Source organism: Sphingobacterium sp. CZ-UAM, from assembly GCF_002000245.1.
In the GTDB taxonomy this organism is placed as follows: Bacteria; Bacteroidota; Bacteroidia; order Sphingobacteriales; family Sphingobacteriaceae; genus Sphingobacterium.
Genome location: NZ_MTCM01000003.1, coordinates 371,055 through 392,572, shown reverse-complemented (window position 1 = coordinate 392,572; position 21,518 = coordinate 371,055). Strand labels below are relative to the sequence as shown.

The following is a 21,518-nucleotide window of genomic DNA, read 5'->3' as shown; positions in this document are numbered from 1 at the left end:
ACATATGGAATTAGGAATAGGAATGTTTGGTGACTCCAGGATAGATCCCGCTACAGGTCAGATCCAGGCTGCACAGGATAGAATGAAAGAAATTATTGAAGAAATCAAACTGATGGATCAGGTTGGGTTGGATTTCTTTGGTATCGGCGAGCACCATCGGGAAGATTATGCTGTTGCTGCTCCCGAAATTATACTGGCGGCGGCTTCTACAGTGACCCAAAACATCAAGTTGGGTAGTGCTGTTTCGGTATTGAGCTCGGCTGATCCGGTCAAATTGTTTCAAGATTTTGCAACAGTTGATTTGTTGTCCGACGGTCGGGCAGAGCTTATGGCAGGTAGGGGCTCGTTTATTGAGTCATTTCCGCTATTTGGATATGATTTGAAGGATTATGCGGATTTGTTTGAGGAGAAATTGGAACTACTACTTCGGTTGAATAAACAGAATCCAGTAACTTGGCGTGGAAATTTTAGAGCTCCTTTGATCAATCAGGAAATTTTTCCACGACCAAAGAATGGATCTTTGCCAATTTGGGTTGCAGTAGGGGGGACCACTTCATCTGTTATCCGTGCCGGAAAATTAGGTTTACCTGTCATGTTCGCAATTATTGGGGGAATGTATGAAAGTTTTGACCATCTATTTGAGATGTATCGCCAAGCTTATGAGGATAATGGACACGATATGTCAAAATTTCAAGTTGGTGTTCACATGCATGCCTTTTTTGGTGATAACAGTGCGCAGATCGCGGACTATTATTATCCGATCTACTCAGCACAGATGAATCGCATCGGAGCAAGTCGCGGATGGCCACCCTATCAAAAGACACAATATGACTTTGGCAGATCTTCGCGGGGGCACCTTATCGTTGGTGATGCAGAATATGCCGTTGATAAAATTTTGGAGATTCACGAGAAATTTGGACTGACCCGTTTTTCTGCACATATGGATGTTGGCGCACCCGGACATAAAGAAATGTTGCGGTCTATTGAGATCTATGGCGAAAAAATCGCGCCTAAAATTAGGGCGGTACTTAATAAAGATAGCTAAAAGAGCGCATTATCATTTTTTTTAAGCAGAGATATTACCTACCTTTGTCAGGTAATTATTTTTAGATAGTAAGATGCTTGGACTTAAGTTGTTGACAGATCCGCGATGGGCAAATATCGCAGAAGGAAATTTGGAGGAGATTTTGACAGATCATGCCTGGTGTGAGCAAAAGGCTGCTTCAAATGCAATATCCTTGATCACAAACAACTCTGAGCATGAGGATTTGGTACACGAATTGACTGCCATAGCCATCGAAGAAATGGAACATTTTAAGATGGTTATCGACATCATCAAAGAGCGGGGCTATACATTGGGACGTGAACGGAAAGATGACTATGTCGGTCAGCTGATGAAATTCTCCAAAAAAGATGGTAGCCGAAATATGGCTTTTATAGACAGACTATTATTTGCTGCAATGATCGAAGCACGTAGCTGTGAGCGATTTCGGGTTTTATCACAAAACATCAAGGACGAAGAACTAGCTAAGTTCTATTATGATCTGATGGTTTCCGAAGCAAATCATTATACGACATTTTTGAATTTTGCAAGGAAATATTCCGTAGATGTCGACGTAGAAAAACGTTGGAAAGAGTGGCTGGAATTTGAGGGCAAATTGATCCAGTCTTACGGAAATAAGGAAGCCATACATGGCTAAAGGATCGCGAATCTACCTATTTTAAAACACATACATAACAGTTGTCCCGTTCTATTTTCTTTAGAACGGGATTTTTTGTCACTTAATTATTCTTATCTTTGTACCGTGATTGAAAAAAGTAAAATAATAGATATCAGGAGTTTGTCTTTGAGTCAGATCAAGGATCAACTGACCGCGTTGGGTGAGCAAGGCTTTCGTGCAAAACAGATTTACGAGTGGCTATGGGAGAAATCCTGTGTTGATTTTGATCAAATGAGTAATTTGAGCAAGCCCCTACGGGAAAAGCTGAAGGAAAATTTTACAATTAATGCTGTCAAAGTTAAGGAGTCGCAAATCAGTTCAGATAAGACGATAAAAAGCAGCTTTAGGCTTTATGATGGCAATATCATAGAAGGTGTACTTATACCTGCACCTGAACGTATGACAGCCTGTGTTAGTTCACAGGTTGGCTGTAGTCTGACCTGTAAATTTTGTGCGACGGGCTATATGGATCGAAAACGTAATCTCAATGCAGATGAAATTTATGATCAAGTGGTGCTAATCAGTAAACAGGCAGAGGAAAATTACAATCAGCCGCTAACGAATATTGTCTACATGGGCATGGGTGAGCCATTGTTGAACTATGCCAATATGATGAAGTCGGTGGAACGTATTACAGCTCCAGATGGTCTTAATATGGCTGCCAAGCGAATTACCGTATCTACTGCTGGTATTGCGAAAATGATCAAAAAATTGGGAGATGATCAGGTGCGTTTTAACCTTGCTCTTTCGTTGCATGCAGCCAATGATAAAAAGCGGAATGAGATTATGCCGATCAATGAGCAGAATTCCTTAGCTGCATTGGCGGAAGCGCTGAAATACTTTTATGCAAAGACAAAGAGCCCAATAACATTTGAATATATTGTGTTCAATAATTTCAATGACGAATTGGAGGATGCAAAGGAGCTTGCTAAATTTTGTAAGCATGTGCCTTGTAAAGTAAATTTGATTGAGTACAACCCAATTGCTCTTGCTGATTTCCTGAATGCGGAAGCTGATAAGATCGATGTATTTGCCAACTACCTCAAAAGCCAAGGAATCATTACCAATGTACGAAGAAGCCGGGGCAAAGATATTGATGCCGCTTGTGGACAATTGGCAATAAAAGATAAAGACAAGGAAACTTCTGAGGCCTAGTTTACAAGATTGTTGGTATCTTTAACTGAGGGAGTTACCTGCATGCAATTTGATCTACGAAATATTCTGGCCGATTTTGTCGCCATATTCTTTCCCAAGGAATGTGCGTGCTGCGGTTGTGCGCTTAAATATCAGGAAAAATATATCTGTATTGCCTGTGATTTCCATTTGCCTTACACCAATTTTCATACCTATCCGGATAACGATACTGCCAGGCAGCTTTGGGGGAAGGCCCCAATCGAAGAGGCTTGCTCTTTTATGCTCTTACAAAAGGGAAGCCGTGTGGAGCATTTAATTTATCAGATTAAATACAATAATCAACCCTTTTTGGCCGAATATTTTGGTTACCAGTATGGACTCAAACTGCTTGAATCGGAGCTATATCGCGGTTTATCAGCGATTGTTCCAATTCCCTTACACAAGAGTAAACTCAGGAAAAGAGGATATAACCAATCGGCATATTTTGGACGAGGTCTGTCTCGAGCAATGCATATTCCTTTGCGGGAAGATGTTCTGAAACGTGAACGGGCGACCATGACCCAAACAGGTAAAGATCGCCTAGCACGCTATGAAAATGTAGAAGATGTATTTGTCTGTACACAGCTCTCACAGCCGCTGGGTGAACATGTTTTACTTGTTGATGATGTGCTAACAACCGGTGCGACAATCGTTTCGGCTACACTTACGCTGCAGGAATCGTTAGGATGTAAGGTATCGGTGGCGACTTTGGCTCGTGCCCAATAATTTCCTTTGACAGCCCTTGATGAAGCGATGGTCGATTCTAGCGCTATAAAAAATTAACAAATGATTCTTGGTACATGAAGAAAATCTTCTAAACTCTTCTGTTTACGTAGTTCAATAGATAAGCAAATCCCGCCATACCGATGCCCACGGAATCAGCAAATAAATCCCACCAATCACCACTACGGTAAGTAAAAATATAAAGCTGAAGTAATTCCGTTAAACCAGCAAATGAAAAGCCTAGGAAAGATACAACGAAAATCGGGAGCCAACGTGTTGGTTTTCCTCTAAATTGTTGTATAACACCGTTATACAGGAGTGTACAGAAAACGAAAAACATACCTGCATGAACAAGTTTATCCATGCCGGGGTAGCTAGGCACTGTATCAAAATTATTTCCGGGGAGCGTACATAAAACAATAACTATGATGGCCCAAATAAAACACCATTTATAGTCCAGTAGGATTTTAATCATGAGGATAAATATCCAAAAATTTCCTGACAGAAATGAAATTTAAATAATTTTAAAAAATTATTATACTGATTATCAGTGTATTATTATATTTATTTTGTTTTATATGGTACTATGTATTGCATGGTACCATAAAATACATATATCTTTGTATTGTTATGATAGCTGAAAATACACAAATCCAAATGAGGAAGGGGATACTTGAATATTGTATCCTATCCATAATTTCTCGAGGAGAAATTTATGCCTCCGATATTATCAGCGAACTGAAGAAAGCTCAATTGTTGGTTGTGGAAGGAACCTTATATCCGCTTTTAACACGTCTGAAGAACAATGGCCTGTTAAGCTATATATGGAAGGAATCGACTTCAGGTCCGCCTAGAAAATATTATGAAATTACCCAAGAAGGGCTTGATGTCCTTTCCAGATTGGATGTTACCTGGAATGAATTGGTGTTTGCTGTAAACACATCATTGGTAGGTAGAAACGATGATTCAACTAAACCAGTTAAAGACAATAGCGATGAATAAGACAATAATTATCAATATAAATAGCATCGTCTTCCACATTGAGGAGGATGCCTATGAGGTACTGCGGTCGTACATGATTGATATACAGAAGCATTTCGGTCAGTCGGAAGATAGCCGTGAGATTTTAGAAGATATTGAGAACCGTATTTCTGAGATGTTTACAGAGAAGATCCAGGCAGGAAGTAAAGAGGTTCTCAATATGGAAGATGTCAATGCCGTTATTGATCAGATGGGCAGGGTGAGTGACTTCGAATCGGAGGATCAGGACGATTATGCTTCTTTCCGCCGTGAGAGGAATTCTGACGGTTTTAAGGTCGGTAAAAAACTAATGCGTGATCCTGATGACCGGGTTTTTAGTGGGGTATGTAGCGGTTTGGGACATTTTTTCGGTATTGAGGCCAAATGGGTTAGACTACTTTTTGCACTGTTTGTCATTATTGGTGGATCGGGCCTTTTGGTGTATGTAATCCTTTGGATTGTGATGCCGCCAGCGATTACTAGGGCAGATAAAATGGAAATGCGTGGTGAAGCACCCAATATTCAGAATTTTAAACGTTCTTTTGATGAGGAAATGAGCGGTGTGCGGGATACCTTTTCACGTGGACTGGATCGGACCGGAGACGGAGTGACCAAACTATTGCAAATCATAGTAAAAGCCATCGGCGTCTTTTTTGTTATCCTTGTCGGGGCAACGCTTATTGGATTGATTATCGGATTAATATTCTTTGCATTAGCCATCGTGAATGTGATTCCTGATGTAATGGATGACTCTGGTCCATTCTATTTAATGGAGCCCAGTGATGTGCCATTTGCTTTGATTGCAGGCTTTTTGTCGATATTTATTCCTCTTGCGGGCTTATTTTACTTGCTTTTACGTGTTCTTTTTGAAAAGAAGCCAATGAATAATTATCTGACAACAACGCTTTTCGTAGTGTGGTTGGCGTCTATAGGAGCGATTATCTATTATTCGACTTCAGTGGCAAAAGAATTTAGAGAGTCGAGTACCATTGTCGAAGAAAAGCCTTTGCAAAAACAGTCTGTATACTTTTTAAGTGAAAATGATATTCGGGTAATCCGTTTAAAAAATGGTGTTAAAAGTGGCCTAGGAATACAAAGTGATAACTTTTCGTCTTATCTGAAGCGTGATATTCGGATCCGTATCGAACGTATTGATTCTTTGCAGGCTCCCTATGTGCGCTATGAATATTCTGCCAAAGGAAATACGTATAAAGTGGCTACGGATAGGGCTGCCAAAATCAATTATACTCTTAAACAAGATTCAACTGCACTGATTTTTGATAATGCATTCCAGTTGAGTGAGGGTGAGCGTTATCGGGATCAAGAGGTAAATGTAACGTTGTTTTTGCCTGTAGGTACCAAACTGGTGATCAATGATAATCTGGAGGATAAGTTGCGTGACATCTCATTTTACGATTGCCGCGACCGATACAATAAAGATTTAAGGGATGTAAGAGATGTCGAATTTGTGGTGACTTCGCTCGGTGTGAAATGTGCCTTGCCAGAAAAGGAATCTGAGGAAGAAGAAACTGTTGATTCGGATAGCAATCATATTGTTATTGCTGATACATCCATTGTAATTCGTAGGGATACGATCATCAATGCGAAAAAAGACGGTGTGTCTGTTCAGATAAAAAAGAAATAAATCTTTAAAAGTCTTCCGCTCCAGTGGAGCGGAAGGCAAATTATACAAGCCAATACCATTATGAACCCTGCATGAGCTTATTTAATCTGCAAAGTCAGATGAAAATTTGCCTCATAGGAGCTTCATTGCCATAAAATTGATTATTCCAATGAAAAAGTGTTTTTACTTCTTACTGTTAAATTTGCTGTTTATTTCCTTTGTCCATGCACAGGTGAAGGTTACAGGGAAAGTGCAATCCGCGGATAATGTACCCTTACCCTTGGCAACAGCCTATCTGATGAAGGTTAATTCCGCTGTTGTCCTAAAAGCTGTCGTGACGAATGAATCTGGAGAATACCAGTTTACGGATGTGGGGCCGGGAAGTTATCTCGTTGAAGCGAAGATGGTAGGGTATACCTCAAATCGAAGCGGTTCATTTGCTATCGATAAGTCCGATCATTCACTTTCGGTGATTCAGCTGAATGCTGATAACCGAAAATTGCAGGAAGTTACTGTGGAAGGTAAACGTCCTATGGTGGAAAGTAAACCTGGAAAGCTGATCTTAAACGTGGAGAACTCCCCATTAGCGGCAGGTAACAACGCGTTGGATATTGTACAGCGGGCGCCAGGAGTTAGTCTTGACAACAATAATAATTTGCAACTGATGGGGCAATCGGGTGTAGCGGTCACTATTGATGGACGACAGACCTACATGTCTGGTGAGCAATTGCTTAATTTTCTGAAAAGTACAGATGGAAATCAAATTAAATCTGTCGAAGTCATTACAAGTAGATCAGCAAAAGACGATGCTGAAGGTGCTGTGGGAACGATCAATATTGTTCTCAAGAAGAACCGAATGGAGGGGTTTAATGGAACCTTTAACCTGACAGCTGGGCACGGTGAAAAATTCAGAGGAAACAGCTCCCTTTCGTTGAATTACAAAAAGAATAATACAACATTGTTTGGCTCGTATGCCTATTCTGATGAGAAAGCTTATCGAAAGCTTTTTATTGATCGCGTTATACAGAATGATGGCAAAAAGAAATATTTCGAGCAAAAGTCAACATTGAATGAAGACGAACGCAATCATTCTTACAGGTTTGGTGTTGAACAAAAAACATCTCCAAGAAACACTATGACGCTACAATTCAATGGGTCGAATAATACGGAATATAATGATAATGATAGTAGGACTAATATAGGAAATAGTATGTCGGTATATGACACGATATTGATGTCATCTTCCTCTTTCAAAGAACTGTTTGACCGGTATTCAGCGAATCTAAGCAATGAGTTTAAAATAGATTCCAATGGACGGAAACTGACTGTTGATCTGGACTGGAGCAAATTTAGGAGCAGTAAACGTGTTACTTATCGCAATCAATATTTTGATCCATCTATGAAGCCAATTGGTCCATTGGAGAATGAACGTAGCGGAATGCCCATCGGAATTGATATCTACGTGGCTAAATTGGATTATGAACATCCCTTATCCAAGAAGTCAAAGCTGGAGATGGGCGCTAAGTATTCGAATGTAAAGTCTGACAATGATCTGCTTTTCGAAAAACTACAAAAAGACTCTCAGCAGAAAGACGCCTGGATAAATGATACAACTCGCACAAATCATTTTATCTATAAAGAGCAAATCGTGGCGGGCTATCTGGATTATAATACCAGTATCGGTAAGTGGAGCCTGAAAGCTGGTTTACGTGGGGAGTATACCATGTCGGACGGAAACTCTTTAACGAAGGGCAAGCGCGTGAAACGTGATTATTTTCAATTTTTTCCCAACGCTAACCTGACCTATTCGCTCCACGAAAATCATATATTGTCATTAGGTTATACCCGAAAAGTGACACGTCCCAATTATCGACAGTTGAATCCATTTGATTATTATATTGACAAGTTGACTTTTGAACGTGGAAATCCATATTTAAATCCGCAATTTTCCAATGAGTTCACGTTGAACTACACCCTATTGCAGCGTTATAACATTACACTTGGTGTCAATGATGTGAAAGATGCAATTGTAGAAAGTATGGGGCAGGATTCGATCAAAGGTGAAACCTGGGTTATTCGGGAAAATTTAGGAAGGAATCTGACTTCCTATTTAAACCTTAATATTCCTGTGACGGTATCGAAAATCTGGAGCATGAATAATAACATCACTGGGATTTACTTTGATTTTGATGGTATGATTTCCGGTATTCCGGTAAAAAGAAAATCATTTCTTCTTCAGGCGAATTCTATGCATACGCTAAAATTAAATAAGAGCCTTACTGCCAATGTCAATTTACGCTATTTTTCACCTTTCAAATATAGTGTATACGATCTAGAAGGGCGATGGGATATGGAAGTCGGTGCGACCAAAACATTTAAGGACCAACGAAGTTCGTTGAAATTGGCTGTGAGCGACTTGTTCAATACTGGCAATCAAAACCTGATTACTACTTTTGGTTCATTTGATTCCAAGATCAGGCAATATCAAGATCGTAGGGTAGTACGATTGACCTACTCGTATAAATTTGGTAATCTTAAAAACAATTATCGTAAAAAAGACACGAGCAACGAAGAGAAAGATCGGGCTCAATAGAAAGCTTAATAAAATATATGGTAACAAAAAAGAGGGCAGTCCAATTAAATGGACGCCCTCTTTTGGTTTATACTAACTACTAAAAAATATACTTTGTACTCAGGAAGTTCGATTCATTTTCGCTGACAATCTCATTTAGGAGCTTTTTGTTTTCCTCGGTAAACTTGGCTGCCACCAAAGAGCGGATGGAGAAGGAGCGTAAAGCATCCACCACAGATAATGTTCCCTCGGCGCTATCTTTTCTTCCGGTAAATGGGAAGGTATCTGGACCGCGCTGACATTGGCAATTGATGTTGACACGGCTTACCTGATTGACCAATGGATCAATCAAGGAGGAGACTACAGCAGCATTATTGCTGAAAATACTTACCTGTTGTCCATGTGATGAACCGATAAGGTATTCAATAGGCTCCTCTAGGTCATCAAAGGGCACGACAGGGATAACAGGTCCAAATTGTTCTTCTCTATAAAGCTTCATCTGCGAATTCACGGGATAGACAATGGCCGGATAGAAAAATGATTCGGCAACCTGGCCGCCGTTCTCGTTCACTACTTTTGCACCATAGGCTTTCGCATCTTCGATACATTCCGTCAGATAAGCCGGCTTATTAACTTCTGGAAGCGGTGTTAAGGAAACTCCTTTTTCCCACGGCATCCCATATTTAAGTTTGCTCACTTCGGCAGAGAGGCGTTTTAAAAATTCCTGTGCTAAGCTCCGGTGTACATAGATTATCTTCAATGCTGTACAACGCTGTCCATTGAAAGATAGTGAACCCAATACGGTCTCCGAGACGGCTAAGTTTAAGTCCGCATCTTTTGTAATAATTGCTGCATTTTTGGCATCTAATCCTAATATTGCACGCAATCTATTCACCTTTGGATGTAACTTTTTAAGTTCGTCAGCTACACGGCTGGATCCTATCAAAGTTAGGACATTGATCTTGCCGGATTGCATCAAGCTGGGCACGATCTTGTTGCCGCGACCATAGATGGTATTAACTACACCTTTTGGAAAACTTGTTCTGAAGGCTTCTAATAGAGGGTAATGTAATAGCGTTCCGTGTTTAGGTGGTTTGAACAGCAGCGTATTCCCCATGATCAATGCGGGGATCAATGTCGTAAACGTTTCGTTTAACGGGTAGTTGAATGGCCCCATACATAAGACAACACCTAAAGGCGATCTTCTGATCTGTGCAATAATACCTTGTTCAATTTGAAAACGTGATGAATCACGGTCTATATCTTTTAGTGCATCGATTGTCGCATAGATATATTCTACTGTGCGGTCAAATTCCTTTACAGAGTCTGCATAAGACTTGCCGATTTCCCACATAATAAGCTTGACAACAATGTCCTTCTTGGCAATCATCTTTTGTGTGAAATTTTCAACACAGGTAATACGATCGGTAACACTCATTGTTGGCCACTCTCCACGTCCGTTGTCGTATGCTTGTACAGCAGCGTCAAGGGCTTCGATGGACTCTTTTTCTGTACAAACAGGAAAGCTGCCGATGCGCTTACGTTTCAAGCCATCCTTGGTCTTCACACAAATCGGTGAAAATACCTCGTTTACTTGACCCGTCCAAGAAATCATTTCTCCATTGGAAAGGAACTCTCTTTGATCGACCTGTTCGTCCAGTGTAAATTCTGCGGGAATGTTTTTCTCCTCATAGAAGATACCTTCTAAGTTTAAGCTCATTGTTTTTTAAAAAATGGTTTAGATTGATATTTGTAATGATATTGCTAATATACTATAAATTTTACAATATATGTTAATTTTTTATTAAAATAAGTTTAGGTACTAGTGTTTTCATTACGATCCATGCAATCAAGTAGGCAATCGCGCAAAAAGAGAAGATGATGAAATATCCCGCTTCTTCGCCTTTAAAACCCATAAAGGTCATTTGCGTTTCCTTCGCATAATCGAATAACCATCCCGATGTTTTGTTGATGATAAAAGCACCAACCCCACCTGCAAGCCCACCGATTCCGGTAACCGTTGCAATGGAACGTTTTGGGAAGGCATCTCCGATTGTCGAAAAAATATTAGCGGACCATGACTGGTGTGCCGCACCTGCAAATCCGATCAGGATCACAGGTATCCAATAGGATATATGTCCCAATGGTTGGGCAAAGAGAACCACTAATGGTACAAAAGCGAATAAAAGCATGGCTTTCATACGGCCTTCATAGGCATTCATCCCTTTTTTCTCAACGAAATAGGTCGGTAACCAGCCTCCATAAATGGAAAGCATTGTAATTGCATAGAGTACAAATATCGCCAACTGCCCTTCTGTATCGGACGATTTTATATCGTATACAGCGGAGAGATAGGCCGGCATCCAAAATAGGAAAAACCACCAAACTCCGTCTGTCATAAATTTTCCGAAGACAAAAGCCCATGTTTGCTTGTATTTCAAGCATTCGGAAATTGTGGTTCTTGGTTGTTTTACTGTTCCGGTTTGTTCTGTTTGATGTTCATGGTCATCTTGATGAATGTATGCCAATTCAGCTGCATTTACTTTCGGATTTTCGTGCGGCTTTTTATAGAGGAAGATCCAGAAACCCATCCAGACAAATCCTAGGGCCCCAATAATAATGAATGACATTTCCCAGCCCCAATGTGCAGCGATGACAGGAATGGTTAAAGGAGCTGCCAAGGCGCCTATTGTTGCACCAGAATTGAAGATACTTGTCGCTAGGGCGCGATCTTTCTTTGGGAAGTACTCGGCGGTAGCTTTGATTGCCGCGGGAAAGTTTCCTGCCTCTCCAACAGCGAGTATAAAACGGGCAAAGATAAATAAGTTGACACTGACGCTAATGACGAGACCAGCATTGTTAACATGAGAAATCGCTTCTTTTGCACCTTCAAAGCCTACAAACCATTCACCGGCGACAATGCCGGAGGTCGCGATGCCACAAAAAGCGTGCAATATGGCGCCGATAGACCAAACCCCAATAGCCCATAAAAATCCTTTTTTTGTATCCATCCAATCTACAAAGCGACCTGCAAAAAGCATACTGATGGCATAAAAAATAGAAAATAAGGCTGTAATATTGCCATAGTCTGTATTTGTCCAATGGAATTCGGGGCTAATAAAATCTTTCCAGGTCAAGGAAAGTACCTGACGGTCCAAATAATTGATCGTAGTAGCAAAAAATAGTAGGGAGCAGATTACCCAACGGTAATTTCCCTTTTTCTCCGTATTCATCATAATAGGTTTATAATTTTGTTTTTTTTAAGTTTATCGTGCTTTCGACACAAGCTCGAGCGCGAGTTTTGCGTTTTCAGCTAATTGATCCGTATTTTTTGGATCGATCAGTTTGCTGCCCATACCAACAGCACATACGCCGGATTTGAACCATGTTTTCAAATTTTCCATTTCGATTTCGACCCCACCTGTAGGCATAAACTTTTGGCCTTTAAAAAGATCACGTATAGCGGACATGAATGTTGGTCCCAAGATATTTGCCGGAAACAATTTGATGAGTGCGGCTTTTTGCTGTTGAGCAATATAAATCTCGGTCGGTGTCATACAACCCGGAATCCAAAGTTTATCTTGTTCATGTACCAGTGCTCCAACCGCAGGGTTGACCAAGGGGGCGACAATAAAATCTGCGCCGATTTGGAGAAATTGCGTTGCATCTTCGACGGATTTAATGGTGCCAATACCCAGATAAAGATCTGGCATCTCAAGATCCCTTACTGCGAGCAGGCTTTCGAAGACAGCCAGTGCTTCAGGCCCACGGTTAGTAAATTCAAAGACACGTATACCTGCCTGATATAACGTACGAAGAATATGAATGCTCTCTTCTTTATCATTATGGAAAAACAAAGGAAGCATCCCCTGTTCAATTATCTTTTCTAATACTTTCTCTTTCAAACTCATGCTATCATTCTATTTTTTATATCTTCAACAGTACTTGTTGTGGCATCGCTGGGAATAAACAGTTTGTCAAATGCTGCGAGCGTTGCAAACTCCAGAGTCTCCTTTGGCGAAAGGTTGGAATATAAGCCATAGATCAGGCCGGCCATAAAACAGTCTCCACTGCCCACTTTGTCCAAAATCTCTACCGCATTGTACTCCGTTGATTTAAATAAATTATCCCTATCAAATAAGGTTGTATAATATTTTATTCCTTTGGATTCATAGTCAAATCGGAAGGTGTTGGCCACATACTGACACAGCGGATTGTTCGCTATAATCTCCTTGCTTGTTTGCTCTGCTTGCCGTAATAATTCCTTTTCTTCGTATCCCGCAGACTGTGTGATAAACTTGCTGTCGAGCTGTGTGCCAAGCATTTGGTGTGCAGCCCAGATGTTGCCCATAATTAGATTACAGTGTTTTGAGATCTCCGGCATAATATCTTTGGGATCCTTACCATATTTCCAGAGTTTTGAACGGTAATTAAGATCTAAAGACACAAAAATCCCTTTTTCTTGAGCCACTTTAACCGCTTGCAGGCAGAGGTCGGCAATGTCTGCACTGATTGCAGGACAGATTGCAGAGAAATGGAACCATTGAACATCCGAAAATGCCTTATCCCAGTCTATACTGTCTACTTTGAGGCTAGCAAAAGAGGAGTTGGCCCGGTCATAGATTACCCCTGCGTTTTTCAGATCTTTTCCTTTAGGTAGGTAATAAATCCCTAGCCTATCTCCTGTCCATTGCATGGGAGTGGTGTCTATATTTTTTCGTTTTAAATAGCGATCAATTGCTTCACAGATTGCATTTTGAGGAATTGCTGATAAATAAGATGATGGCACGCCCCAAAGGGCCAATGCAGTAGCCACATTTAATTCTGCGCCTCCAATATAAAAAGGGAGTTGGTGCTGTTCAATCCAATCCTGCTCGATGTCTGGACAGATCCGCAGCAACAATTCTCCAAAATTTAATACTTTACCTTGCATTTTCATTAAAATTCAAAATATTCTTTTGCGTTATTATAGCTGATATCCTGTACAATTTTTCCTACCCATTCAATATCATTCGGGATTTCGCCGTTTTCGATATCCTGTCCGAAGATACTGCAGAGTAGTCTTCTAAAATATTCGTGCCGTGGAAAGGAAAGGAAGCTTCTGGAATCAGTCAACATACCAACAAATCGACTTAACAAGCCCATATTTGATAGCGCATTGATCTGTTTTGTCATACCATCTTTTTGATCCAAAAACCACCAAGCCGAACCAAACTGCATTTTTCCTTTTATGGAACCATCATTGAAATTCCCTATCATCGTCGCAAAGAGCTCGTTGTCTGCTGGATTAAGATTATATAATATTGTCTTGGTCAGTTTGTTCCCATTATCTAATTTATTCAAAAATTTTGACAAAGTCCGTCCTTGACTGAAATCCCCAATAGAGTCCCAACCTGTATCGGGGCCGATCAAACGGTGCATGCGGGCATTGTTGTTGCGCAATGGGCCAATATGATATTGCTGTACCCAACCCTTTTCATAATCCCATTCGGCAAAATAAATCAACATCGCTGACTTGAATTTGAGATTCTCGGTAGCACTGATTTCTTTTTTGCTTCTGATCTTATTGAATATACTTTTAATTTCCTGTTCCGTATATTCCTCCGCATAAATTTGCTCTAATCCATGATCGGAAACCTTACAACCATTGGCAGCGAAGAAATCATGCCTAGATTTCAATGCATCCAGGTATTCTTGCAAATCATTGATTTCCCGGTTGCTTATTTTTTCAAGTTTGTCTATATACTGATTAAGCGCAGTGATGTCGTCAGCGTTCATCGCCTTATCTGGGCGGAATGCCGGAAGCATTTTGAATGATTCCTTTTCTTGGGCAAACTGCTGGTGATATCGGAGGTTATCAATAGGGTCATCGGTTGTGCAGACGGCTTCTACATTCATCATTCGAAGCAGTCCCCGAACAGAATGGCTGTCCTGTTGCAGTTGCGCACTTGTGTCCGCATATATTTTGGCTGCGGTTTTTGGAGAAAGTACATCTGTTATGCCGAAATAGCGCTGTAGCTCAAGGTGTGTCCAATGATGAAGCGGATTCCGTAACGTATAAGGGACAGTCTCTGCCCATTTGATGAATTTTTCCTCATCAGATGCATCCCCGGTGATATAACGTTCGTTAACCCCATTTGCCCGCATGGCTCGCCATTTGTAATGATCTCCATGTAACCAGGCCTGACTGATGTTGTCAAACTTGATGTCATTGGCTATCTGCTCTGGAATCAGATGATTATGGTAATCAATGATGGGTAGGTTTTTTGAATAATAGTGGTACAGCTCTTCCGCTGTTTTGGTATTCAATAAAAAATTCTCGTCTAAAAAAGCTTTCATATTATATAATTTATAAGCTTGTCTCCATTTGCTACAATACCATTTTTACGATTACAAGAATTAAAACTTTCGCTGTTGAAGCGAAAGGAAAGAAAAATTGTAAAAGAGTTGAAAGTTTGGTCGTCCGCATTTCAAACTGTTTAATTGGTCAATGAAATTACCAATATTAAAGCCTTAGTTAAAGGAAATTGATTAAAATAAATGCGCAAACGTTATCGGGGATTGTATTTGGGATCCAATTATTTTAGATGTGCTTCCCGATTTATCTGAAATCAGGCAGAATGGTTATATTTGCTCATCAAATTTCTAAACATGGACATTCAATCGCTATATCAGATTTATAAACAGTATCCAAATATTACAACAGATACGCGTAAAATTGAGAAGGATAGTATATTCTTTGCACTGAAAGGCGCAAATTTCAACGGAAATACCTTTGCGGAGCAGGCTCTTGAAATCGGAGCGAAGTATGTTGTCATTGATGAGGAAATTTATAAAAAAGGGGAACAATATATCTTGGTAGAAGATGTGTTGACAGCACTACAAGGCTTGGCAAACCATCATCGGAAACAGCTAAATATTCCCGTTATCGGTGTAACAGGAACGAATGGAAAGACAACAACAAAGGAATTATTATATTCGGTTGTCTCTCAGAAATATAAGACTTATGCCACAAAAGGGAATCTAAATAATCATATTGGCGTTCCTTTGACCTTGTTGGCCATTGATGCAACTGTTGAAGTTGCGATTATAGAAATGGGGGCAAATCATCTCGGAGAAATAGCCTTTTTATGCGCCATTGCTGAACCAACACATGGACTGATCTCCAATGTGGGTAAGGCACATCTGGAGGGATTTGGTTCTTTTGAAGGAGTTAAAAAAACAAAAGGAGAGCTGTACGATTGGCTTCAAGATCATCAGGGGACACTCTTTTTGCAGGCTGATAACGCGCATTTAAGAGAAATGGCTGCGGCCCGTCAAATTAATGAAATTGTGACTTATGGATTTTCCGAGAGCAATGATGTCATCGGTAAATTGCTGAAAGCAAATCCATTGTTGCAGATTTCTTGGAGGACAAAAGAAGATGTACAATCCTATGTAGTCGATACGCAACTTACCGGTTCATACAATACAGAAAATTTTTTGGCGGCCATCGCAGTAGGTTTGCATTTTGATGTTTCGCCACAAGAGATCAATTTGGGCATTGAGGGCTATACCCCAACAAACAATCGCTCACAGATTATGAAGACAACCCACAATACCGTTATCTGTGACTATTATAATGCCAATGCGACCAGTATGGCTGCTGCGCTGGATAATATCCGGATTATCGAGGCGGAAAAGAAAGCTATTATCCTGGGGGATATGTTTGAACTTGGGGCTGAATCTTTTGAAGAGCATCGGAAAATCGTGGATAATGTAAGGAGTATGTTCGCTGACCGCAAGATTTTTGTTGGAAAAGCATTTTTTGAGCATAGAAATGATGATGCCGAGTTTTATGAAACGACAGTAGAAGCAAAGACTGCATTGCAAAAAAAACCGATTATCGGAGCTACAGTATTATTAAAAGCTTCCCGTGGCATGGCCTTTGAAAATCTGATAGACATACTTTAGGTTCCTTTTATTTTTCCTAGGGTAAAACCAAGGCGGCAGACTATATCTGGGCTATAGCTTCAATGTTCTCGTGCTAAATGGGCTTAAAAGGTTAGGCTTAATACAGACTTGGTGCGAACTCAAAGTGCTGTTAAACCCACACTTGTTTTAATTATACCTGAGTAATTTCCTTATTTCCCGGGAGATTTGAATTTAAAGCCGGCTCAAGTTTTGTCATGTGAGGATTAAATATTGACGAAAATGAGCAAAATAGTCTTTCGGGGAAATGTAGCTCATTTGGAAAAATGTACCTTTGTATTGCATAATGGATAAAAAACGTTTTTTTTTAGAAATAGCCTACTTTGGGCAAGCATATCATGGCTGGCAGGTTCAGAACAATGCCATTTCGGTACAGGAAGTATTGAATGGTGCTTTGGAGACCTTGTTACGTGATCCTATCGAGACTACTGGGGCTGGAAGAACGGATACCGGTGTACATGCGAAGCAATTGTATGTTCATTTTGATGCGGTTCCTGTTGGGATATTAGCAAAACCGGAGCGTTTTATTCATTCACTTAATGCCCTATTGCCTTTTGATGTAGCGGTGAAAAGGTTGATTGAAGTTGCGGACGATGCGCATGCTCGATTCGATGCGACGCATAGATCTTATGAGTACCACCTTCATTTCCATAAAGATCCGTTTATTTATCCTTATTCCTGTTTCATGCGCGACCGTCCGGATGTCGATAAAATGAACGAAGCTGCCCGGTTTTTGTTGGGTAGGCAAGATTTTGAATGTTTTAGCAAGTCTCATACCCAAGTGTTTACAAATATTTGTGATATTCGTAGAGCAGAATGGTTATGGCATAACGAGCAGGATCTCGTTTTTCATATTACCGCAGATCGTTTTTTGCGCAATATGGTTCGTGCTATTGTAGGAACTTCATTGGAGATTGGACTAAAGGGCAAACCGGCTTCCTTTATGCAAGAAGTGATTGAGAGTAAAAGTCGCGGCAAGGCAGGAGTATCTGTCCCTGCGCATGGATTGTATTTAACAGAAGTAGCGTACCCTTATATATAAAATTAACGTGAGTCAAGATAAAATAACAGGCAAAACATACGATGTCAATTTGCTGCGACGCATGAGTCGCTATATGCGACCTTATCATGTTGCATTTTGGATATCGGTCGTTTTAACGATATTATTGGCAGCTGTAGCTCCTGCGCTGCCTATGTTGATTCAGCATACACTGGACAATTATATCTTGAATTTTGATACAGGTGGCCTATCCTATATGCTGATTGTCATGCTGGCATTGGTCATTGTGCAGACCTTAATCCGTTATTATCATACCTTGATGACGAATACCCTGGGGCAGTCTGTTATCAGGGACATTCGTATCCAGGTATTTAATCATATTGTACAGTTGCGCCTTAAGTATTTTGATCGCACAGCTTTAGGAAAGTTGATTACACGGACCATATCCGATCTGGAAACACTTTCCAATATCTTCTCGGAGGGGCTGATTCAGATTATTGGCGATCTCTTGCAATTAGCGGTGATATTGGGGGTGATGTTTTATTCGGATTGGAAACTGACGTTAATCGTTCTTATTCCGATGCCTTTGATGATTGCTGCAACTTATGTATTTAAAGAGGCAATGAAAGCCGCATTTATAGATGTCCGGAAATGGGTGTCCAATTTGAATACATTTTTGCAAGAACATATTACTGGAGTCGGAATTATCCAGTATTTTGCACGTGAAAAGCAGGAGATGGATAAATTTAAAGAAATCAATGCACAGCATAGGAATGCGCATATCCGTACCAACTGGTACTTCTCCATTTTCTTTCCTGTCTTGGAAATCATTATGGCTATTTCGCTTGGACTGTTGGTTTGGTTTGGAGCCAAACAGATTATGGGCGATGTGATTTCACCAGGCGTGGTGGTGGCCTTTATCATGTATATTAACATGATCTTTAGACCTATTCGAGAGCTTATCGATAAGTTTAATACTCTACAAATGGGTATGGTTAGTGCTGAACGTATTTTTGAGGTTCTGGATACGGATGAGATGACACCCAATTTGGGGACTCTGAAGCCTGATCATATCAAAGGGGAAATTGCTTTTAAGCATGTTTGGTTTGCCTATAACGATGAGAATTGGGTGTTAAAGGATGTGAATTTCAATGTACAACCCGGTGAAACATTGGCTTTGGTTGGAGCCACGGGGGCCGGAAAATCATCAACTATTAACATCCTAAGCCGATTTTACGAAGTCAATAAGGGTCAAATTTTACTAGATGGTGTAAATATCCGCGATTATGATCTTGATTATTTAAGAAATACCATTGCAACGGTGTTACAAGATGTATTCCTTTTTTCAGATACTGTCATCAATAATATTACATTAGGAGATCCTTCAATTTCTAGGGAGCAGGTCATCGAGGCAGCGAAAGAAGTGGGCGCACATGATTTTATTATGCGACTTCCGGGTGGATACGATTATGATGTCAGGGAAAGGGGAGCTACACTGTCAGCAGGACAGGCGCAATTAATTTCCTTCATTCGGGCATTGGTGCATGATCCGAGAATTCTGGTGTTAGACGAAGCGACCTCTTCTGTAGATACCGAAACAGAGGAAATGATCCAGAGTGCGATTGACAATTTAATGCGGGGACGGACATCCATTGTCATTGCCCACCGCTTGTCCACCATTCAAAAGGCAGACAAGATCATCGTATTGGATAAAGGTGAAATTAAGGAAATCGGAACACATCAAGAGCTTTTGTCTTTTGATGGTTACTATAAAAAGCTATACGATCTACAGTTCCATTCCGCAGGAATTTAGTCGTTAAACGACACTCTCTTTGGGGATGGTTTCTTCGTCTTCAATATGTGTATTCGCTTTGATTTCTGATCCTCGACCTACGAGTACATTGGCCCCAATGGAGACGTTTGGCCCAACGTTCACAAAGTCCTCAATGATGGTGTTGCTTTCAATGACCGCCGAACCTGAGATGATACAATGATTGCCAATCTGTACATCTGGGGCTATCGTTGCTCCAGGAAGAATGATACAGCCTTCGCCGATTTCAGCTCTTTTTGAAACATAGGCTTTAGGGTGGATTAAGGATTGAAAATTCCATTCTGGATTTTCAGAGACAATTCTTTCACGGAGCCCAGGGTTTTTAACGGCAACAAAGAAATTTTCTGCAGCATCTTTAACCTGATGGTGGAGTTGGACCTCATAGTCAAATACATCCTCTATCAACAAAGATTTGTCAATAAGGCCACCGATTTCGATATCTAAATCCTCCGCAACATCTACCGCAGTTTTTGCATGTGCTGTTGCTCCATATATGTATAACATGATCTTTTAATTTTGTGCAAAGATAGTGCTTTCTGAAAAGAACTCCATGAGGTAGCTCGCATCAATAGTGGAATAGTGAATCGGGACAGGTATTGGACTCGTACACAGTATAGTGGGAATTCCGTTGCCGTAAAGAATGAGTCTGGAGTAAATACAAGTGAGATAAAGGTCATAGGACATGTTTTATCTACCAAAAGTTGCAACAAAATAGCCCTTTCGATTGTTCTGATTTCTAAATAGAAAGAAAGCTTATTATATTTGTTGATATACAAAAATTAAAATATGATTCAACGTATCCAAACTGTTTATTTATTAGTGGCAGGATTAGTTATATTCGGCTTGTTTTTATTCCCTTATGTAAATTACAGTGATTTAGTCGGTTTGGGAAAGAATGTGAAGGTGACAGGTGTTTATGGTGTTGCCGCCGGACAGCCGGTGCATGAAGGTGGTTTTGGTTATATTCTGCAGACCATCGTGACAGCCCTATTGGGATTGCTCCCGATCTTCACGATCTTTAAATTTAAACAGCGTAAGGTACAGCTTCTGCTGATATGGGTAGAGATTGTAGCGATTATCTTTTTCGCGATTTGGCTTTATTCTTCGGCAAGTACGCATCTCGCTACTGTTAATCAATTTTTGGGAGCAGGTAATATTGGGGTAGGTTTCTTTTTGCTGCCGATATCAATTATTTTTTGTGCGCTAGCATTAGGTGGAGTGCGACGGGATGAAAAATTGATCCGCTCAGCTGATCGTTTGCGTGCATAATTTTATGTAAATAGATTTTCAATATAGAAAGCCACGGTAAGCGTGGCTTTTTAAATGGTATAATATATGAGTAATTTTTTTCGTTGTGCTGCCTTACTTTTTCTTTGCCTTGTAGGCGGTGCCATACGGGCCCAGTCGGCAGATTCATTACTGGTTGTCGATGATATTCAGTTTGATTTAAAAGAGTTTCATGTAGATAAGGCAACAAATGAACTGGTTATTAATTTGTTCGCAATCTCTTATAGTAAAGATCCGCGCGAATTTAAAATGAATACGTTCTCCACACAGATTGTAGATCAAAAGAAACAACCTCACTTTTTCTCTTCGATTCAGATGGGAAATGTACAGATAAAGTTTGAGGACAAACAGAATTATTTGCATTATTTGCTCGAAGAGGATAAGCCTGTAGATATCCAGGTAATTGTGAAAGACTGGAAGAAGACGTATACACCCGTTAGCATTAAGCTTGTTTTTGAGAGTAGCGAGGAGGAAGGTAAATTTTTGGATGTCCCTATCTTGCTGAATAAATAGTTGATCGGAACAGGGTAAAATAAAAAAGCGTTGTAATCTTCATAGATCACAGCGCTTTTTTTAGTCTTTAGCAATTAGCCTCA

19 protein-coding genes are annotated in these 21,518 nt (G+C 40.3%); 12 read left to right on the top strand and 7 right to left on the bottom strand.

Annotated features, from left to right (window positions below):
- Window positions 1-4 precede the first annotated feature (4 nt).
- The 4 genes from BWD42_RS15465 to BWD42_RS15450 all read left to right on the top strand — a co-directional run bounded on the left by BWD42_RS15465 (window position 5) and on the right by BWD42_RS15450 (window position 3,620).
- Complete coding sequence (locus BWD42_RS15465; protein ID WP_077437287.1) at window positions 5-1,045, top strand: Atu2307/SP_0267 family LLM class monooxygenase; 1,041 nt, start codon at window positions 5-7, stop codon at window positions 1,043-1,045.
- Window positions 1,046-1,118: 73 nt separating this feature from the next.
- The gene (locus BWD42_RS15460; RefSeq protein ID WP_077437286.1) at window positions 1,119-1,700 is read left to right on the top strand and encodes a tRNA-(ms[2]io[6]A)-hydroxylase; all 582 of its coding nucleotides are present in this window, start codon (window positions 1,119-1,121) and stop codon (window positions 1,698-1,700) included.
- 75 nt (window positions 1,701-1,775) lie between these two features.
- Window positions 1,776-2,876 carry a 23S rRNA (adenine(2503)-C(2))-methyltransferase RlmN gene (gene rlmN, locus BWD42_RS15455; protein ID WP_410528291.1) on the top strand — a complete coding sequence of 367 codons (1,101 nt, stop codon included), beginning with the start codon at window positions 1,776-1,778 and terminating at the stop codon, window positions 2,874-2,876.
- Between the two features lie 42 nt (window positions 2,877-2,918).
- A complete protein-coding gene (locus tag BWD42_RS15450) occupies window positions 2,919-3,620 on the top strand; it encodes a ComF family protein (protein ID WP_077437285.1) in 702 nt (233 codons plus the stop codon).
- A gap of 88 nt (window positions 3,621-3,708) precedes the next feature.
- Here BWD42_RS15450 and BWD42_RS15445 read toward each other — a convergent pair whose 3' ends face one another.
- Window positions 3,709-4,092, bottom strand: a complete 384-nt coding sequence (locus tag BWD42_RS15445; protein ID WP_077437284.1) for a VanZ family protein — start codon at window positions 4,090-4,092, stop codon at window positions 3,709-3,711.
- Between the two features lie 155 nt (window positions 4,093-4,247).
- Between BWD42_RS15445 and BWD42_RS15440 the strand changes: the two genes are divergently transcribed.
- From BWD42_RS15440 to BWD42_RS15430, 3 genes are all read left to right on the top strand, one after another.
- Window positions 4,248-4,619: a PadR family transcriptional regulator gene (locus BWD42_RS15440; RefSeq protein WP_077437283.1), complete on the top strand. Its 372-nt coding sequence runs from the start codon at window positions 4,248-4,250 to the stop codon at window positions 4,617-4,619.
- Window positions 4,612-6,282 carry a PspC domain-containing protein gene (locus BWD42_RS15435; protein ID WP_077437386.1) on the top strand — a complete coding sequence of 557 codons (1,671 nt, stop codon included), beginning with the start codon at window positions 4,612-4,614 and terminating at the stop codon, window positions 6,280-6,282. The genes BWD42_RS15440 and BWD42_RS15435 overlap by 8 nt, the downstream gene beginning before the upstream one ends.
- 148 nt (window positions 6,283-6,430) lie before the next feature.
- Window positions 6,431-8,854: a TonB-dependent receptor domain-containing protein gene (locus BWD42_RS15430; RefSeq protein WP_077437282.1), complete on the top strand. Its 2,424-nt coding sequence runs from the start codon at window positions 6,431-6,433 to the stop codon at window positions 8,852-8,854.
- 79 nt (window positions 8,855-8,933) lie between these two features.
- On the opposite strand, the gene BWD42_RS15425 is transcribed toward BWD42_RS15430, so the two are convergent.
- The 5 genes from BWD42_RS15425 to uxaC form a co-directional block, all read right to left on the bottom strand.
- Complete coding sequence (locus BWD42_RS15425) at window positions 8,934-10,553, bottom strand: NADP-dependent glyceraldehyde-3-phosphate dehydrogenase (RefSeq protein ID WP_077437281.1); 1,620 nt, start codon at window positions 10,551-10,553, stop codon at window positions 8,934-8,936.
- Window positions 10,554-10,626: 73 nt separating this feature from the next.
- On the bottom strand, window positions 10,627-12,066 hold the full coding sequence (locus BWD42_RS15420) for an MFS transporter (protein ID WP_077437280.1): 1,440 nt from the start codon (window positions 12,064-12,066) through the stop codon (window positions 10,627-10,629).
- 33 nt (window positions 12,067-12,099) lie between these two features.
- Complete coding sequence (locus tag BWD42_RS15415; protein ID WP_077437279.1) at window positions 12,100-12,744, bottom strand: bifunctional 4-hydroxy-2-oxoglutarate aldolase/2-dehydro-3-deoxy-phosphogluconate aldolase; 645 nt, start codon at window positions 12,742-12,744, stop codon at window positions 12,100-12,102.
- A complete protein-coding gene (locus BWD42_RS15410; RefSeq protein WP_254846249.1) occupies window positions 12,741-13,766 on the bottom strand; it encodes a sugar kinase in 1,026 nt (341 codons plus the stop codon). Before BWD42_RS15410 ends, BWD42_RS15415 begins: the two co-directional genes overlap by 4 nt.
- 5 nt (window positions 13,767-13,771) lie before the next feature.
- A complete protein-coding gene (gene uxaC, locus BWD42_RS15405) occupies window positions 13,772-15,172 on the bottom strand; it encodes a glucuronate isomerase (protein WP_077437277.1) in 1,401 nt (466 codons plus the stop codon).
- 312 nt (window positions 15,173-15,484) lie between these two features.
- Between uxaC and BWD42_RS15400 the strand changes: the two genes are divergently transcribed.
- The 3 genes from BWD42_RS15400 to BWD42_RS15390 all read left to right on the top strand — a co-directional run bounded on the left by BWD42_RS15400 (window position 15,485) and on the right by BWD42_RS15390 (window position 19,617).
- On the top strand, window positions 15,485-16,786 hold the full coding sequence (locus tag BWD42_RS15400; RefSeq protein WP_077437276.1) for a UDP-N-acetylmuramoyl-tripeptide--D-alanyl-D-alanine ligase: 1,302 nt from the start codon (window positions 15,485-15,487) through the stop codon (window positions 16,784-16,786).
- A 304-nt stretch (window positions 16,787-17,090) separates the two neighbouring features.
- A complete protein-coding gene (gene truA, locus BWD42_RS15395; RefSeq protein ID WP_077437275.1) occupies window positions 17,091-17,846 on the top strand; it encodes a tRNA pseudouridine(38-40) synthase TruA in 756 nt (251 codons plus the stop codon).
- A gap of 7 nt (window positions 17,847-17,853) precedes the next feature.
- On the top strand, window positions 17,854-19,617 hold the full coding sequence (locus BWD42_RS15390; protein ID WP_077437274.1) for an ABC transporter ATP-binding protein: 1,764 nt from the start codon (window positions 17,854-17,856) through the stop codon (window positions 19,615-19,617).
- Between the two features lie 3 nt (window positions 19,618-19,620).
- Here the strand turns inward: BWD42_RS15390 and BWD42_RS15385 are convergent, their stop codons facing one another.
- Window positions 19,621-20,139 carry a hypothetical protein gene (locus BWD42_RS15385; RefSeq protein WP_077437273.1) on the bottom strand — a complete coding sequence of 173 codons (519 nt, stop codon included), beginning with the start codon at window positions 20,137-20,139 and terminating at the stop codon, window positions 19,621-19,623.
- 282 nt (window positions 20,140-20,421) lie between these two features.
- Between BWD42_RS15385 and BWD42_RS15380 the strand changes: the two genes are divergently transcribed.
- Both BWD42_RS15380 and BWD42_RS15375 read left to right on the top strand, forming a co-directional pair.
- Window positions 20,422-20,904 (top strand): DUF4293 domain-containing protein, encoded by a 483-nt coding sequence (locus tag BWD42_RS15380; protein ID WP_077437272.1) that lies wholly within the window; start codon window positions 20,422-20,424, stop codon window positions 20,902-20,904.
- 66 nt (window positions 20,905-20,970) lie between these two features.
- Window positions 20,971-21,435 carry a hypothetical protein gene (locus BWD42_RS15375; protein WP_077437271.1) on the top strand — a complete coding sequence of 155 codons (465 nt, stop codon included), beginning with the start codon at window positions 20,971-20,973 and terminating at the stop codon, window positions 21,433-21,435.
- Window positions 21,436-21,518 lie beyond the last annotated feature (83 nt).